This window comes from Nocardia spongicola (assembly GCF_047200775.1).
GTDB lineage: Bacteria > Actinomycetota > Actinomycetes > Mycobacteriales > Mycobacteriaceae > Nocardia.
Genome location: NZ_JBJZOO010000007.1, coordinates 202,701 through 219,047 on the forward strand (window position 1 = coordinate 202,701; position 16,347 = coordinate 219,047).

The 16,347-nt window shown below is 64.9% G+C and carries 15 protein-coding genes; 4 read left to right on the forward strand and 11 right to left on the reverse strand.

The genetic code is table 11. From position 1 onward, the window contains the following. Positions 1-213: 213 nt before the first annotated feature. Positions 214-1,593, forward strand: coding sequence for a lanosterol 14-alpha demethylase (cyp51, locus tag ACL02S_RS15990; protein WP_412803204.1), 1,380 nt, complete (start codon positions 214-216; stop codon positions 1,591-1,593). A gap of 44 nt (positions 1,594-1,637) precedes the next feature. Here the strand turns inward: cyp51 and ACL02S_RS15995 are convergent, their stop codons facing one another. Both ACL02S_RS15995 and ACL02S_RS16000 read right to left on the reverse strand, forming a co-directional pair. Further along, entirely contained in the window at positions 1,638-2,888 is a 1,251-nt protein-coding gene (locus tag ACL02S_RS15995; protein ID WP_412803205.1) for a hypothetical protein, read from the reverse strand. 5 nt (positions 2,889-2,893) lie between these two features. Further along, positions 2,894-3,445, reverse strand: coding sequence for a nuclear transport factor 2 family protein (locus ACL02S_RS16000; protein WP_412803206.1), 552 nt, complete (start codon positions 3,443-3,445; stop codon positions 2,894-2,896). 406 nt (positions 3,446-3,851) lie between these two features. Between ACL02S_RS16000 and ACL02S_RS16005 the strand changes: the two genes are divergently transcribed. After that, positions 3,852-4,625 (forward strand): DUF8020 domain-containing protein, encoded by a 774-nt coding sequence (locus ACL02S_RS16005; RefSeq protein WP_412803207.1) that lies wholly within the window; start codon positions 3,852-3,854, stop codon positions 4,623-4,625. A gap of 61 nt (positions 4,626-4,686) precedes the next feature. On the opposite strand, the gene ACL02S_RS16010 is transcribed toward ACL02S_RS16005, so the two are convergent. Beyond that, on the reverse strand, positions 4,687-5,199 hold the full coding sequence (locus ACL02S_RS16010; protein ID WP_412803208.1) for a hypothetical protein: 513 nt from the start codon (positions 5,197-5,199) through the stop codon (positions 4,687-4,689). A 198-nt stretch (positions 5,200-5,397) separates the two neighbouring features. Between ACL02S_RS16010 and ACL02S_RS16015 the strand changes: the two genes are divergently transcribed. Next, positions 5,398-6,048 (forward strand): DUF6968 family protein, encoded by a 651-nt coding sequence (locus ACL02S_RS16015; protein ID WP_412803209.1) that lies wholly within the window; start codon positions 5,398-5,400, stop codon positions 6,046-6,048. A gap of 188 nt (positions 6,049-6,236) precedes the next feature. Continuing rightward, positions 6,237-7,601, forward strand: coding sequence for a WS/DGAT/MGAT family O-acyltransferase (locus ACL02S_RS16020; RefSeq protein ID WP_412803210.1), 1,365 nt, complete (start codon positions 6,237-6,239; stop codon positions 7,599-7,601). A gap of 250 nt (positions 7,602-7,851) precedes the next feature. On the opposite strand, the gene ACL02S_RS16025 is transcribed toward ACL02S_RS16020, so the two are convergent. The 8 genes from ACL02S_RS16025 to ACL02S_RS16060 all read right to left on the reverse strand — a co-directional run bounded on the left by ACL02S_RS16025 (position 7,852) and on the right by ACL02S_RS16060 (position 16,345). Continuing rightward, positions 7,852-8,610, reverse strand: a complete 759-nt coding sequence (locus ACL02S_RS16025; RefSeq protein ID WP_412803211.1) for an acyl-[acyl-carrier-protein] thioesterase — start codon at positions 8,608-8,610, stop codon at positions 7,852-7,854. 116 nt (positions 8,611-8,726) lie between these two features. Next, positions 8,727-10,145, reverse strand: coding sequence for a ribosome biogenesis GTPase Der (der, locus tag ACL02S_RS16030; RefSeq protein ID WP_412803212.1), 1,419 nt, complete (start codon positions 10,143-10,145; stop codon positions 8,727-8,729). After that, positions 10,142-10,819, reverse strand: a complete 678-nt coding sequence (cmk, locus tag ACL02S_RS16035) for a (d)CMP kinase (protein ID WP_412803242.1) — start codon at positions 10,817-10,819, stop codon at positions 10,142-10,144. The genes der and cmk overlap by 4 nt, the downstream gene beginning before the upstream one ends. A 65-nt stretch (positions 10,820-10,884) precedes the next feature. Continuing rightward, on the reverse strand, positions 10,885-11,961 hold the full coding sequence (locus tag ACL02S_RS16040) for a pseudouridine synthase (protein WP_412803243.1): 1,077 nt from the start codon (positions 11,959-11,961) through the stop codon (positions 10,885-10,887). A gap of 9 nt (positions 11,962-11,970) precedes the next feature. After that, the gene (scpB, locus tag ACL02S_RS16045) at positions 11,971-12,642 is read right to left on the reverse strand and encodes an SMC-Scp complex subunit ScpB (RefSeq protein ID WP_412803213.1); all 672 of its coding nucleotides are present in this window, start codon (positions 12,640-12,642) and stop codon (positions 11,971-11,973) included. Next, the gene (locus tag ACL02S_RS16050; protein ID WP_412803244.1) at positions 12,639-13,556 is read right to left on the reverse strand and encodes a segregation and condensation protein A; all 918 of its coding nucleotides are present in this window, start codon (positions 13,554-13,556) and stop codon (positions 12,639-12,641) included. The genes scpB and ACL02S_RS16050 overlap by 4 nt, the downstream gene beginning before the upstream one ends. A gap of 383 nt (positions 13,557-13,939) precedes the next feature. Continuing rightward, complete coding sequence (locus tag ACL02S_RS16055) at positions 13,940-14,899, reverse strand: ParA family protein (RefSeq protein ID WP_412803214.1); 960 nt, start codon at positions 14,897-14,899, stop codon at positions 13,940-13,942. A gap of 495 nt (positions 14,900-15,394) precedes the next feature. After that, positions 15,395-16,345, reverse strand: coding sequence for a site-specific tyrosine recombinase XerD (locus ACL02S_RS16060; protein WP_412803215.1), 951 nt, complete (start codon positions 16,343-16,345; stop codon positions 15,395-15,397). Positions 16,346-16,347 lie beyond the last annotated feature (2 nt).

A 16,347-nucleotide genomic window follows, 5' to 3' on the forward strand; every position in this document is an offset into this window, starting at 1 on the left:
GCTCGAGCGTCCAAAAAAATCCCGGAGTGCGAGCAGACCGCCCCCCAATCGGAATAGCACGACATTTCAGACATTTCATCGAAGTAGACACGCGCGGCGTGATCGAGATCTTCACGCAGGCGGCACGCCCCTTGCTCGGCGCTCATTTACCATAGTATCGTCCAGACAGGTGTCTATCTATAAGCCCGGACACTTATATGGGATAGGACTGCCATGACTCTGGCGAAGCCACGACGAGTATCCGGAGGCGACCACACACACGGTCACCTGGAGGAGTTCCGTATCGATCCGATCGGGCTGATGCGCCGGGTCCGTGACGAATGCGGTGACATCGGAGCATTCGATCTGGCCGGCCGCAATGTCATCCTGTTGTCCGGCGCGGAGGCCAACGAATTCTTCTTCCGCTCCAGCGATACCGACCTCGATCAGGCCGCCGCCTATCCATTCATGAAACCCATCTTCGGCGCAGGAGTAGTCTTCGACGCCGATCCGGAACGGCGCAAGGAGATGCTGCACAACCAAGCATTACGCGCTGAGCAGATGCGCGGGCACGCCGCGACCATCGCCGCTGAGGTGGAGCGGATGCTGGCACGCTGGGGTGACGAAGGGGAAATAGATTTGCTCGATTTCTTCGCCGAGCTGACCATCTATACCTCCTCGGCCTGCTTGATCGGCGAGAAATTCCGCAATGAACTCGACAGCCGATTCGCGCACTTGTACCACGACCTCGAACGCGGCACCGACGCACTGGCCTACGTCGATCCGTACGCCCCGATCGACAGTTTCCGCCGCCGCGACCAGGCACGCGCCGAGCTGGTCGACCTGGTCCAAGCGATTATGGACCGCCGGATCGCCGACCCACCCGCGCACAAGGACGACCGGGATATGCTCGACGTCCTCATCTCGATCCCCGGCGCGGACGGCACACCTCGGTTCAGTGCCGACGAGATCACCGGCATCTTCATCTCCATGATGTTCGCAGGCCACCACACCACCTCGGGAACCGCGGCCTGGACGATCATCGAACTACTACGCCACCCCGAGGTACTCGGGCAGGTCGTCGCCGAACTCGATGAGCTCTACGCCGACGGCTCCGATATCAGTTTCAGCGCATTACGCAGAATCCCCTGGCTGGAAGCCGTACTCAAGGAAACGCTACGCCTGCACCCGCCATTGATCATCCTGCTGCGGGTGGCTCGTGGCGAATTCGAGGTGCGCGGTCATCGCATCGCTCCCGGAGACCATGTCGCCGCCACCCCGGCGATCTCGAATCGAATTCCGGAGGACTTTCCCGATCCGGATACCTTCGATCCCGGCCGCTATATCGATCCCAATCAAGCGGATATCGTCAACCGCTGGACCTGGATCCCCTTCGGCGCGGGCCGCCACCGCTGCGTCGGCGCGGCGTTCGCACTGATGCAACTGAAGGCGATCTTCTCTCTGCTGCTGCGGGATTGGGAATTCGAGATGACCCAGCCGTCGGACAGCTACCGCAACGACCACTCCAAAATGGTCGTACAACTCGTTCAGCCGTGCACCGTCCGCTATCGGCGGCGGGCCGGGGCGAGGCAGGCGCCGGATCACACGGACTGACCGATACCCGAAAAACTCCTAGCGCGTGGCCGAACGCCGGTCGATCACACCACGGTGAGCGGAAGCGGGATGCCTCGGTCGGTGAAACCGAAGGTGGCGCCGGTGCTGAAACGGGTAAGCGCGACCTCCGGCGCCTCCTCGAACGGTTGCGCACCGAGCGTGAAGTCGACGCACCATTCCTGGTCATCGGCGCGGACGACTGCGGCGGAAAAGCGGGGATTCACCCCACGCGCCAGTGCGTTCAACGGGCCGAGATGGGCGGGATCGAGCATCGACGGCCAGGTTCGGTCGGTGTGCGCACCGCTGCGGGCCGGTATGGTCAGCCGGACCCTGTCGGAGGTTTCGGCGACCGTTATCCCGGTGTAGGGCAAGGGGTTCAGAGCTGGATGCAGGCGAAGCACCATCGCGAGAGCGGCCACATCATCGCCGAGACCGAGGCAGGTGCGTAGGCGCGCACTGGTGAGTCCGGCGATCCCGGTGAACTGTTTGCGGCCGATATCCGCAGCAGCCTCGGCCTCCAGGCGCAGACGCACAGCGATCATGAAACCGAGAGTGAGCAAATGGTGTTGTAGGCAGACCTCCTCGGCCAGGCGGATCAGCGCCGAGCGAGAGAAGTCGGCGAACCGCAGGTCGCTGAGCAACGGACCGGAATAATCCGGTCGTCCCTCGTCGTCGGGGTCGATCGCCGCCAACCGTAATCCGGCCGCCATCGACCCCGCGACGAGTTCGGCGGCAGGCGGTACCGGAAGTGGCGGGGTGGCCGGGTCGATGGTCACCGTCCAGGCGCACACCGGTTTCCGGTCGGCCGGTACGCGCGGCGGCCGATGCAGCGGCCGGACCCGGGCGTGTGGATCGGTGGCCGCGGCGGATGCGTCGAAGGTCGGATCCTCGATATCGTGGCACATCGCCACCACGAACTCCTCCCCCATCGGCTCCACATCGGCCAGCGCGCCGCAATGGTCGAGCCAGAACTCACCGTGACAGCGATCGTCGACGCGGAACCGGAAATCCATGAACTGCGGGGGCGCGCCGATATCCAGTTGCAGACCTTTGAAGACGGTCACCACACCGTCACCGGCGAAACCGAACGCCCGCTGCATCCGGCGGGTGTAGACCGGGCTGGCCAGCTGCCACTGTTCGATGGCGACCGCGGTCATCCCCTGGCGCCCGAACGCGGCGAGACACTGTGGCATACCGGAACGGTCGATGAGGTGCCCGCACAGGAGCAATTCGGGAATCATGGTGGCCAAGGTGGCCCGGTCGAGAGCGGCGAACCGGCTGGACGGTGCGGACATAACGGTTACCACAGCGAGGCGGGTGACTCGCCGATGCGATACCACCCCGGCAGCGGCGTTCCGGAGGCCGAGCGTTCGATACGCTGCTGCATGCCGGGCGAGAGCGCGTTGTTCGTGATCATCTCCAGAAACAACGCCGAGACATTGCCGAAGTCGAAGAAATCACGCTGCCACGACCATTGAAAACTGCCGCCGTACCGGAACCAGCTGCCGCCGATGCCCGCGGGCGAGTAGTTGCTCCCATCCGGACGCCTTGCCTCGCTGATCTGTTTCCAGAACCCGACAACAGCGCCGGTGCGTTCGTCGACGACGAACTCTTGGTAGGGATAAGTCCAGCCCTGTAACCCGGTCATTTCCTGACCGAGGGCCAGTTCACGGATCTCGTCCCGGCCGATCGCCATGAACTCTTGGGTAGAGCCGTAGTTCCAGCCGTACGTGGCCTCCTCGGTGTACATCTGCGCGAGCGGCTTCCAGTCGCCCTTCTCCTCACAGCGCTGGTTCTCGGTAATCCAGCGCTGGACCATCTCATCGAGTTCGGCGCGAGCAAAGCCTGGCATCGGTCATACCTTTCGAGGTGACGGTGTCATAGCCACAGGCCATCGGCACAGCACCGGCGGGCATCGCACCGGATAGCACCAGCTATCCGGATGCAGTACCACGACCTCGGCGGACGATATCAGCCGGACACTGCTTGAGACACATACCTGGACATATGTCTGGACAGTACCACCGCAATTTTTCGGAGACAATCCCCGCAAGACAGTTCCCGCCCCGAACCCGCATAGGGAAAGACACCGGCCCGGCTCGACAGGTACGAGCCGAAAGAGATCCAGCTGTACATGCATCCCGTTTCACCCACACTGATAGGCTGCCCTGAATGTGTTCGACCGCATACGCGACGCCGGGACGCGGATTCGATTGCGCCGAACGCAGTGACAGACCTGATGAAGGATTGGATACATCATGCGACTGCGCGGCATGACCGCGACAACGATTCCGGCCATCGGCTCGCTGATCATCGGTGCAGGCCTTGCCTATGCCGAGCCCGCGCCCACCATTACCTATTCGGCCGAACTCGTCGATCACACGGTGGTGACCTCACTCGAAGGCGGAACCTTCGAATTGTCCAAAGGGCTGCGGGATCAGCCGATGGACGATATCGACGCACGCCCAGCGCTGCGGGACGGAGTGCTCGTCGATCGCGACGGCACCCCGGTCGATACCGCCGCGGTAGTCGATGTACTCGACGTCCGTGACCACGACGGCCACCTCGTCATGACCTTGCCACTGGACTTCAGAGTGGGGGGCACCGCGATCCCGGTGCAGCCGGAACTGAAGCAGGACCGCACGGTCCTGGAGCTGAAACCTGCTGAACCCGAGCACCTCACGATTACGGAACCACTGGTCGCCACACCGATCGCTTCGTTGACCGAGAACCAGCGCGCCCGTAACGAATTCGCCGGACAGTTCGGACTCGCCACCGCGATCGGCAGTTTCGTCGGCACCGCGCTCGGCGCCACGATCGGCTGTCTCACCACCATCGCCGCCGGTTGCGTGGCCGGTCTGCTGACCGGAGCGAGTGTCGGCGGCATCCTCGGGACCATCGCGGCAGGCGGCCCTACCTTGATCGTGGGCGGTATCGACCTGCTCACCACGCTGCAGGCGACCGAGAACACCACACGTTTCGCCGATAAGCCCGCACAGGCAGCACAGTCAACACCGGCAACATCCGAGTGACATCCGCTCGGACCGGACCGACAGTGCGGCCGAGCAGATGTCACTCACCCGGACCGCCCCGCTACAGCGGGGCGGTCACCGTGTTGGAGCGCCCGACACGCTCATCGTTGATCAAGTGATAAGCGTGCCCCAAGTCGTCGAGCGCCCATTCCCATCGGGTATCCGCATCGTCACCACGCGGATTCCGGCTGAGCAGAAGCAGCGCCTCGGCCGCGGCCACAGCGCGGGCGGCGGCATCCAGCAGCACCGGTACCGGGTCCACCGTGGCGCACTCGGCCAAGGTACCGATCCGGTCGTGTAGCCAATGCGCATCGAAAAGTACCTGCTCCGTAGGATTTTCGCCGCGCAGAGGCACCGTACTCATCGTGACGGCGCGAACGACAGCTTCGTCGTCCGTCGCCGAAGTGACGATCTGCCGCAGCGCACTGCCCGCCACCCGATGTAGCAAACCGGCCAGCAACATACGCTCCGTATTCGGATCACGCGGGGCCGGATCACCCGACCGCACACCGACCACGTCCGGGTCGATACGCAGAATCGACAGAACCGCTTGCAGCTGTGCAATCGTTATCACTTCGTTCGCCCCTCCTCGTCGCAAGCACACCAGCACATCTGGGCGACAGCCTGCCAAACTCGACGCGCGTCGACCACTGGATAGCTGGAATAACCGAATTGTCGGTACTGCTGGTCGGCTGCCCTTCCGCAGGCTCTGCGGTCCAGGTCACCGTATCCGCAGGGTAGACACGTGGGTAAGTTGGGTACTCCTCTTTTCATGGGAGCGATATCGGCACGGGTCACTGGTGACACGGCCACGCCCGCAGTGCGTGCGTCCGAACCCGGCGGTACCATCGCGAGCACGAAATGGCGACGCATCAGAGAGGTCATCGCCACCCGCACCGTTACCGACGCGGCACGGGAAGTCTCGATCGAGGTGGGCAAACCACAGATGGCTCCTGGTGATACCGGGGTAGTGTGTGGCTTCCGGATCCAAGGTATCGGCGAACGATGGACGCACGGTGTCGATTCCATCGCCGCGCTGTACCGGGCCTTCCAGGCGATCGCCGCGGCGTTGCGCGAGGCCAATAACCAGGGCGCGCGGTTCGAGGTGGTCGAGCCATCCGATCCGCAGTTCCCCGCCACACCCCTCCGACCATCGCCCCCGGTCAAGGCGGCCGGACACGAGCCACAAGCCCTCATCGCGGCGCGCACGCTACACGACGACGAGGGCTCGCTGTCGATCATCATCGGCAGGCCCTACCTGTCGGCGGACCGGCGTAGCCACCTGTGCCGGTTCCACATCAGCGAACGTGGTGCCGCGATAGCCAGTGGCGTCGACGAAATCCAGGCACTGCATACCGCGATCACCATGATCAGCGAATGTCTCGGGCTACCGCACGACTGGCCGGTGAGTCGCCTTTCCTGACGCTCCCGCGCATATCTGTACAACGCACCGCCCAGCCGGGCCGTATTCGGTATCGAATCATCGGTTGGTGGATTCTTCGTGCGAGCGACGCAGTTCCTCGTCCGGCGCCATGAGCACATCCTGTACCGACACTCCACTATCCGAATCAGACCGTGGCCAGGCGCGATGTCGCCAGGAAGGAGCTGCCCGTGGAGTTCATCTCGCCGGTGGATGCCCTGTTCCTTATCGCGGAAACACGCGAACATCCGATGCATGTGGGCGCGCTGCAGATCTTCGACCCGATGGACCGCACCGGACCGGAGTTCGCCCGCCAGGCATACGCCACACTGACCGCGAACCGGAACGTCCGCGCCTTCTTTCGTAAACGTCCGGCGCGGTTGCTCGGTACCCCGCAGCTGGCCTGGACGATCGACCCTACGGTGGAGCTCGACTACCACGTGCGACGCTGGGCGCTACCGGAATCCGGTGATCCGGACGCCCTGGTGCACATGACCTCCGGACTGCACAGCACCCTGCTCGACCGCCATCGGCCGCTGTGGGAAGCGCACCTGATCGAAGGAATCGCGGGCGACCGGATCGGCTTGTACACGAAGATGCACCACGCTCTCACCGATGGAGTCGCCGCCCAACACCTGCTGCAGCGCATGCTCACCAACGACCCCGATTCCAGGCAAACGCCCGCACCCTGGCATCTGCCCGCCTCGGCCCGGCCCAACCGTACCCCGCGGCGCCTGCGCGCATTCGGCGCCACAGCGCAGGCACTGGCCACCGCGGCCGGTTCGGCGACCACAGCCTTGCGTCTGGCTCGTACCGCCCTGGTCGAGCAACAACTCACCTTGCCGTTCGCCGCACCACGTACCGTGTTCAATGTCCCGATCGGCGGGGCCCGCTGCTGCGCCACCCGCTCCTGGCCGCTCGACCGCATCCGGCAGATCGAGAAAATGACCGACACCACGCTCAATGATGTCGTACTCGCCATATCAGCGGGCGCACTGCGCACCTATCTGGTCGGACATCACGCACTGCCGGACAAGCCACTGATCGCGATGGTGCCGGTCTCACTGCGTCCCGAATCCGAGGACAGCGATTCCGGCGGTAACTCCATAGCGGCACTACTGTGCCCCCTCGCCACCGACTCGGCCGACCCCGGCGAGCGGCTCACAGCGATCAGTTCCGCGATGCGACGGAGCAAAGAGATCTACCGTGCGCTCGCTCCGGCGCAGGCGGTCGCCCTTTCCGCGCTGGCACTGAGCCCGCTCGCACTATCGTTGCTGCTACCCGCCACCGCCGCGCTGACAAGCCCACCATTCAATATCGTCATCTCCAATATCCCAGGGCCACGCGAACCCCGGTACTGGAACGGGGCCCGCCTCGACGCCACCTACCCGCTATCGATCCCGCTCGATGGCCAAGCGGTGAACATCACCCTCACCAGCAATGCCGACAATCTCGACCTCGGCATCGTGGCATGCCGCCGCGCCGTACCTGATGTGTCGACGCTGCTCGACCATTTCGAGACCGCGTTGACCGAACTGGAGGACACGGTGTACTGACATACCCGGTCCGAGGATGCCGGTTCTCCTTTGTTGTCCCGAAATGCCTGCGCACCTCACCCATGATCGTGGGAATCGCGAACCCGAGGAACGAACCACCACGAGTACTGTCGTGAACTCACGTGTCATCAAACGTTCCTCGTTCCCAACTGAATTCGATGGCGGTCGGATACCCACCGGCCTCCAGGCCGAAAGGGGAACAGGAAATCGACCGGATTCCGCAGTAGCCAGGAACGATACGGGTCCGATATCAGCGTGGGGTGACGCGGGCGATCGCGCGAATGTCCGCTTCGACAGCGAACCAGATGTCGAGACCCGAATCGGTACAGCGAGTGATGAGCCGGATCTCTTCGCCGGACCGCACCGGCTTACCGTACTCGATCACCGCACGGTGCGAGCTCGACTTCAGTTCGGCGTACTCGGCAAGAACCTCTTCGAGTGCGGTGAGATAGATCGCGTTGTTCACGTGATCGAGCAGATCGATGTCCGTGAACCGCAGTGGGAACGGCCTGGTCCGCACGCCGGGTTCGCCCACGAGTGGTATCGGGTCGGTGAGCGCTGGTCTCCAACGGACCCGGTGTTCGGTCGTACAGGCCAGCATCGGTGCCATGAAGCGGTCACTCATCCGGGCCGGGACGCCGGTTTCGGTATCGAAATGGATCAGAAACCCCTCGGTCTCGACCAGCCCGCCTTCGCTACCGCAGACCTGGACACGCATGGTGCACCAGCGGGTGGACATCGCCGAAGGCCAGCGGCTCAGGGTGACCCGCTCGCCGAAGCCGATAGGTTTGAGGACGTCGATCACCGTCCTGCGCACCACCCATCCGCGGTGGGCGTCGCCGTCTTCGAGGATATCGAGATGGTCGTAGCCGATATCTTGCAGGTAACGGGCGACAGCGTCGAGTCGCAGGCGTTGCCCCCCCTCAGTGTCGGCGAGGCGTACTTGCCATTCCGCCTGGAATGGCGTCACGGTGACTGGACTTTCCGGCAATATGCTGGGAATCACCATTTACCAGATAATGCCAGGAATTCGCTGACCGCGCGCGGGTGGACGCCGAAATGCAACCCATACCAGGGCATAGCTTACATTTCGGTCGCTCACCGCCGAGGCGAAGCCGAGCAGGGCTACTTCCTCGAACGATCCCGCTTCTCGCGCACCCGCACCGAGATGCGGACCGGTGAGCCCGCGAAGCCGAATTCCTCGCGCAACCTGCGCTCCAGGAAGCGACGATAGCCCGCCTCCAAGAAACCGGTGGTGAACAGCACGAAGGTCGGCGGTCGGGTGGCTGCCTGAGTAGCGAACAGCACACGCGGCAGTCTGCCGCCCCGCATCGGCGGTGGGGTCGCGGCGATCACTTCCTTCAGCCAGGTGTTCAGTCTGCCTGTCGAAATACGCTTGTCCCAGGACTCGAGCGCGGTCTCCATGGCAGGGACCAGCTTCTGTACCGCACGCCCGGTATGCGCGGAGATGTTCACGCGCTGCGCCCACGGCACCCGGATCAGATCGCGGTCGATCTCACGCTCCAGTTGCAGACGGCGGTCCTCGTCCACCAGATCCCACTTGTTGAACGCCAGCACCAACGCGCGCCCCGAATCAGCGACCATACTGATCACCCGTAGGTCCTGCTCGGTGATCGGCTCGGCGGCATCGATCAGCATGATCGCCACCTCCGAGGCCTCCAGCGCGGACTTCGTACGCAGCGAAGCGTAGAACTCGGTGCCGCTGGCATTGGCGACCTTGCGGCGCAATCCGGCGGTATCCACGAATTTCCAGACTCTGCCACCCAAGTCGACCAGAGAGTCGACGGGGTCGACCGTGGTGCCGGCGATATCGTGCACTACCGATCGTTCGTCCCCGGACAGCTTGTTCAGCAGACTCGACTTACCGACGTTGGGTTTGCCGACCAGCGCAACGCGGCGGGGACCGCTGCCACCGGTTCCCTCCCTCGGGGTCTGCGGGAGCACCTCGAGGATGTCATCGAGCAGATCACCGGTACCGCGACCGTGCGAGGCGCTGACCATCCGCGGCTCACCGAGGCCGAGTGACCACAATGCCGCTGCCTCGGCTTCGACCCGCTGGTCATCGACCTTGTTGGCGACCAAGATCACCGGGACCGTGGCGCGCCGCAGCTTCCGCACCGCCGCTTCGTCGGTAGCGGTGGCGCCGACGACGGCGTCGACAACGAGCAGGATCGCATCGGCGGTGCGCATAGCCAGTTCGGCCTGCTTGGCCACCGCTTGCTGCAGCCCTTTCGCGTCCGGCTCCCACCCGCCGGTGTCTTGGACCAGGAAACGACGCCCTGCCCAGTTCGCCTCATAGGACACCCGGTCACGGGTCACCCCAGGGATGTCCTCCACCACCGCCTCCCGACGACCGAGGATTCTGTTCACCAACGTCGACTTACCGACGTTCGGGCGACCGACAACCGCGACCGTCGGCATGGCGACGTGTGCCTCGTCTTCGAAAGCGCCCTCTAGCTCGGCGAGCTCCCAGTCGGTCTCGTCACTCCAGACGCCATCACCGGCCAGCACATCCCCGCTCACCGGCCGACTCCCCCGTGGAATACCGAAACCTGCTGTGCGACAACGTGATACAGCTCATCGATAACCTCGTCCATACCCAGGTCACTGGTATCGACCCGCACCGCGTCCACAGCGGGACGCAGCGGAGACACCGTGCGAGTGGAGTCGAGGTTGTCGCGACGCTGCACATCGGCGAGCACGCCTGCGTAATCGTCGCCCCGCCCCTCGGCGATGTTCTGCTGGTTACGCCGGTGCGCGCGCGCCTCTGCGGAGGCGGTCAGGTAGATCTTGGCATCCGCCGCGGGCAGCACCACGGTGCCGATATCACGGCCTTCCACCACGATCCGTCGTGCGCCTACCGTGATATCGCGCTGCATCGCGACAAGCAGCTCACGGACCTCGGGTACCGCCGAGACCGCCGAGACCGCCTTGGTGACGGCATCACCACGAATCTCCGCGGCGACATCCTCACCGTCGAGCTCGATCACCTCATGACTGGGATCGGTACCGACGGTCAGCGGCAGCTCCTTGATCGCGGCGGCGATCGCCGCGGTATCGGTGAGCTCGATGTCCGCGCGCAACACACGTAGCGTCGCCGCCCGGTACATGGCGCCGGTATCGAGGTACTGCGCGCCGAGCCGAGTGGCCAGGCGCCGGGAAACGCTCGACTTCCCGGTACCAGAAGGGCCGTCCATCGCGACTACCAGCGGACTGGTACCGGACAACCGCTCCGGTGTCTGTACCGAAATCCCCACACCGCTCACAACGACACCGCCTCGTAGAGTTTGCCGATTTCATTCCGACCGAGCACGCGCAACGTGCCCGGCCGCTGGTCGCCGAGGGCGACCGGTCCGATATTCGTCCGCACCAGCCGGATGACCGGATGCCCCACCGCGCTCAGCAGGCGGCGCACGATATGTTTGCGCCCTTCGTGCAACACCACCTTGACCAGAGAACGTCCTTCCCCCAGCTCCAGCACCTGGAAACTGTCGACCTTCGCAGGCCCGTCCTCCAGTTCGATGCCCGCCTTCAGCTGTTTGCCGACCCCGCGGTGGACTTCTCCGTGCACTGTGGCCAGGTAGGTCTTGGTCACCTCGAAAGACGGGTGCATGAGCCGGTGAGCGAGATCACCGTCGTTGGTCAGCAGTAGCAGGCCCTCGGTGTCCGCATCGAGCCTTCCGACGTGGAAAAGCCGTTGGCCCGCGGCGACCCGCTCGGCCACGATGTCACCGACGCAAGGGCGGCCCAGATCGTCGGACATGGTGGACTGCCAGCCCTTGGGCTTGTTGAGCGCGACGTGCACCAACTCCTCACGGACCACCACCCTGGTGCCGTCGACCCGCACCACCGCCTGTTGCGGGTCGATACGCAGCCCTTGTTCGCGCACGATCATGCCGTCGACCTCGACACGGCCTCGGGCGATCAATTCCTCGGCGACGCGGCGCGAAGCGACACCCGCTTTGGCGAGAACCTTCTGCAACCGCTCCCCCTCCCCCCAGGGGAGTTTGGTGTGTCCGCCGGATTCGGCGGATGCCACGTTCTGATGACGCGCGGGTTTGGCATTGCTCAGCAGCGGAGGCTGCGCACTCGATCGCTGCGGCTTGGCCTTCTTCTTGCCTGCCTGGGCCGCATACCGCTGCGGACTCGCAGCTCGGGCCGATCCGCGCTGCGGCGCGCCTCGGCTCGCATCATCCTGCGTGGTGCCACGAGCGGCGGTCCCCCGGCCCGCCGAGCGCGCGTCACGAGTGCTCGCGGTGCGTCCTGCGCCGGCCCGACTGGGTTGAGCTGCGCGTTTCCTACGATCCGGTGTGCCATCTCGGCGAGCGGGCGTATTCATCATTTCCTGTCATTCTTCGGCACCGAGGTCTATATCGGCCTCGGCGGGTTTCCTCAACCTGGTGTAACGGGGATCCGTCTCCAGGCTCTCATTGATCTCGTCGATCAGGTCGACGCCGGGAAGCAAAGGCGCCAGCGGCGGCAGATCGCTCAGCGACGCGAGCCCGATCCTTTCCAGGAACAAGTCGGTCGTGCGGTAGAGCGTCCCGTTCGTCTCCGGGTCGGTGCCTGCCTCGGCGATCAGTCCCCTGGCCAGCAGCGTGCGCATCACTCCGTCGACATTCACGCCACGCACCGCTGCGACCCTGGTCCTTGTCACCGGCTGACGGTATGCCACCACCGCCAATGTTTCCAAAGCCGCCCGGGTCAGTTTCGATCGGGAGCCGTCGAGCAGCATCCGTTCCACATACGGCGCATACTCGCTGCGAGTATAGAAGCGCCAGCCGTCACCTGCGAAACGCAGGTCTATACCGCTGGAGCTGGCCGACAACTCGGCGGACATCGCACGCAGTGTGCTCTCCACTCGCGCCACGGTGTCGTCGAGTGCGGCCGCGAGCTGATCGGCCGGGGCCGGAGTGTCGACGACCAGCAGCATGGCCTCCAGCGCCGAACGTAATTCGGCGTCCTGTAGTGGTTGCGGGGGGAGTTCTCTCACCGCTGTCCCTCGCCGTGGCTCACTCACCCGTAGTCCTCCTCGATAGCAAGAGTGTCCGCCTGGCCGGCGGCCTCGGCGCCGACCAGGCGGACCGACAAGGGACCGAGCGGGTCGGGCTGATCGAACTCGATCGTCTTACCTCGGTACAGCTCGAGCAGAGCCAGGAAGCGGGCGACGATCTGGATGGCAACCTCACAATCGGCGACCAGCTCACCGAAGGAGGTCCATACGCCGACACCACGCTGCTCCAGCAACTCCAGTACCAATGCCGCCTGCTCGGCCACCGAAATCGGATGCGCGTGCAAGTGGTCGAGCCCGACCTTCGGCACCGGGCGCGGCCGGAAGGCGGCAGCGGCTATCTCGGCGAACTCGGCTGCCCCCACCCCAAGGGTAACCTCGGGCAGCAGCTCGGCGTAACGCTCCTCCAGGCCGACTGCGCGAGGATAGCGTCGCAGCGCGGCAGCTTCCAGCTCGCCGAGCAACTCGGCCACCTGCTTGAATGCTCGGTACTGCAGTAACCGGGCGAACAGCAGGTCACGCGCCTCGAGTAACTCGAGGTCCTCGGCATCGGTCATCTCCCCCGACGGCAACAGCCGCGCGGCCTTCAGATCCAGCAGGGTAGCGGCCACGACCAGGAATTCGGTGGTCTGGTCCAGAATCTTGTCCGCCCGCATCGTGTTCTGCCGCGACATACTCGCGGTCAGTGCCCTGGTATAGGCAATGAATTCGTCGGTGACCTTGTGCAGGGCCACCTCGGTGACATCCAGTTTGCGTGAGCTGATCAACGTGAGCAGCAGATCGAAAGGGCCCTCGAAGTTACTCAGGCGCAACCGGAAACCGGACTGCTGCGACTCGGTCTCCTGCTCGGGTTCCCGCGCCCGCGATGGTGTGGATTCCGCGGGATCCGGTGCGGGCTCAGGGACATTGTCCGGATCCGCGATGGTGCGGGCTCCTGGCACCACAGGCTGCGGGGTGGCTGCTTCGTCGACTGCGGGTGCCCGGTTCGGCACGGCGGCGATGCCGGTCTTCGGGTCGGCGCCGGTCGGGAAACCCTCGGCGGCGACCATCGAGGTACGCCGTGACACCGCATCTCTACCAGCGGCGATATAGGCGGCAGCCATATCGCCGAGGGCAGGAGCGGCCGAGGGCGCGACACTTTCGGATTGCGGTCGCGTCGAGTCGTCCGGCACCCCGGCAGCGCGCGGACGAGCGTCCGGTAGCGCCGCATCGGACCGAGAATCCTCTTGGCCGGACAGGGTTCCTGACGACTCGGTACCGGATGACTCGGTACCGGATGGCTCAGCCTCGGAGTGGTCTCGGCCGATCACCGGCCCGACCGGTAGATGACTTCCCGCGCCATCGACCGATATGCTTCGGCACCGCCGGATTTCGGTGCCCACGTGGTAATGGGCTCCCCCGCGACGCTGGCATCGGGGAAACGGACGGTCCGCGCGATCGCGGTGTCGTAGACCAGGTCACCGAATACCTCGACGACTCGCGCCATGACCTGACGAGAATGCAGCAACCGCGCGTCGAACATGGTGACCACTATTCCGTACAGGCTCAATTGCGGGTTGAGCCGGTCCCTTACCTTCTCCACGGTGTCATTGAGCAGCGCGAGCCCACGCAAGGAGAAGTACTCGCACTCCATCGGGATGATCACCCCGTCCGAGCAGGCCAGGGCATTGACCGTGAGCAAACCGAGCGAAGGCTGACAGTCGATGAGGATGTAGTCGTAGCGGTTGCGCACCGGCGCCAGCGCCCGGCCGAGCGTCTGTTCCCGGCCTACCTCGTTGACGAGCTGGATCTCGGCGGCGGAGAGATCGATATTGCTCGGCAGCAGATCCAAGTTCTCGATCCGGGTCGGCATCAGCACATCGTCGATGGAGACCTTGGAGCCGATGAGCAGGTTGTGCACCGTCAACTCGAGGCTGTGATGGGCTACGCCGAGGCCCGCCGACAGCGCCCCCTGCGGATCCAGATCGACGAGCAGTACCCGGCGACCGTATTCGGCCAGTGCGGCACCGAGGTTGATGGTGGAGGTGGTCTTGCCTACCCCGCCCTTCTGATTGCACATGGCGATGATCAAGGCATCGCCGTGCCGATCGAGCGGCGGTGGGTCGGGCACCAACCGCAACGGTCGTCCGGTCGGGCCGAGCGTCGCGTCCTCCGGAACCGGCTCCACGTCGCCCCACAGCGCTTCCGCCGCGGCCTCCGAGTACCGACCCGTAGGCGGCTTCGCGCCAGCGCCCGATGGTGGCTCTGCCGCACCGGCTGTCGTCACGATCCGCTGCTCCTTATACGTTTCTGCCCGCTGCCTCGCCGAGCGTAGCTGAGCCGAGGTAAGCCTCGACCTCACTTCCGTACGGTTCGGCTCCCGATAGACGCTACCGCTTGACGGCACTCGGATACCGCGCTATAGCTCGGCGTGTTCATAGCTCGCCGTTCAGCCGCCACCACGGGCCCGCGTCGAAATGCTGGTCGAGCCGTCGGTACATATCGTCCCTGCCTCCCCGTCCTCCTCCCATCATCCGACCGAGTGACCGGAAATCCACCGAACCGGAAATACCCAGGGCGGACGATACCCGGTACCTGTTCAGCCGAGCACGCTGCGCGCCGCCCCCGAAACAAGCACGATACCGGCGGGACCGTGACCGGGCCAGCACAATCGGCCAGTGCGACCGTGTCGACGGCGCTATACGTGCGGCGCCGCGGCTCTCAGAGCCTGGCATCCGGCACCGAGCCCGCCGAGTTCCCGCAGCATGGTATATCGACCGGTTCACCTGGCTCGCGGGTGGGCAGTGGCCCAGACCTCGCGCAGTGTGTTGACCGTGACGAGGGTATAGACCTGCGTAGTGGTCACCGACGCATGGCCGAGTAACTCCTGCACCACACGGATATCGGCACCACCATCGAGCAGATGGGTGGCGAAAGAATGGCGCAGTGTATGCGGCGACACTGCGGGGATGCCTGCGCGGGCAGCCGCATTCTGCAGCACCTGCCATCCGCTCTGCCTGGACAGGCGGGTACCGCGGGCGTTGAGGAACAGTGCCCCGGCATTGCCCTTTCCCCGTACCGCGAGCGCGGGACGACCCCGCACCAGATAAGCATCGACAGCGGCGAGCGCGGGACGTCCGATCGGCACCAACCGCTGTGCGCCACCTTTACCGCGCAGGATGACGGTTCGTTCCCCGGTATCGATATCGTCCAGATCCGCCCCAACCATTTCCGAGATCCTGGCACCGGTGGAATACAACATCTCCAGCAGCGCCCGGTCCCGCAGCACCCGCGGTCGCCCGTCTCCGGCTGCCACGCAATCCTGGTCATCCACAGGCTCACCACCCGCCGCCGCCAGCAACTTCAACACTTGGTCATAGGGCAGCGCCTTGGGCAGCCTGCGCCCAGGCGCAGGCGGCTTGACAGCGTGCGCCACATCGGTGCCCGCCCATCCCTCCGCCGCGGCGAAGCGATGCCATCCGCGCACCGCGATCAAGGCGCGGGCCGCCGAACTCGCCGCCAACGGTGGATGCCGGTCGCTCCCGGTGCGCAGCGCCGCGGTGAACTCCGCCACATCGGATTCGCCGACCTGTTCGAGCGAACCGATCCCACGCCCGGTCAGGAAATCGAAGTAGCGACCGAGATCACGCCGATAGGCACCGAGGGTGTTGGCCGCGACGGCGCGCTCGACCGCGAGATGGTCGAGGTAGGCATCGAGCTCACGGGCGAGCAACG

Excerpts from the sequence above, each read along its gene's own strand:
- ACL02S_RS15995 (WP_412803205.1), bottom strand. The coding sequence starts at position 2,888 with ATGTCCGCACCGTCCAGCCGGTTCGCCGCTCTCGACCGGGCCACCTTG.
- ACL02S_RS16000 (WP_412803206.1), bottom strand. The coding sequence starts at position 3,445 with ATGCCAGGCTTTGCTCGCGCCGAACTCGATGAGATGGTCCAGCGCTGG.
- ACL02S_RS16005 (WP_412803207.1), top strand. The coding sequence starts at position 3,852 with ATGCGACTGCGCGGCATGACCGCGACAACGATTCCGGCCATCGGCTCG.
- cyp51 (WP_412803204.1), top strand. The coding sequence starts at position 214 with ATGACTCTGGCGAAGCCACGACGAGTATCCGGAGGCGACCACACACAC.
- cmk (WP_412803242.1), bottom strand. The coding sequence starts at position 10,819 with ATGGACGGCCCTTCTGGTACCGGGAAGTCGAGCGTTTCCCGGCGCCTG.
- ACL02S_RS16040 (WP_412803243.1), bottom strand. The coding sequence starts at position 11,961 with ATGAATACGCCCGCTCGCCGAGATGGCACACCGGATCGTAGGAAACGC.
- ACL02S_RS16015 (WP_412803209.1), top strand. The coding sequence starts at position 5,398 with ATGGGAGCGATATCGGCACGGGTCACTGGTGACACGGCCACGCCCGCA.
- ACL02S_RS16025 (WP_412803211.1), bottom strand. The coding sequence starts at position 8,610 with ATGGTGATTCCCAGCATATTGCCGGAAAGTCCAGTCACCGTGACGCCA.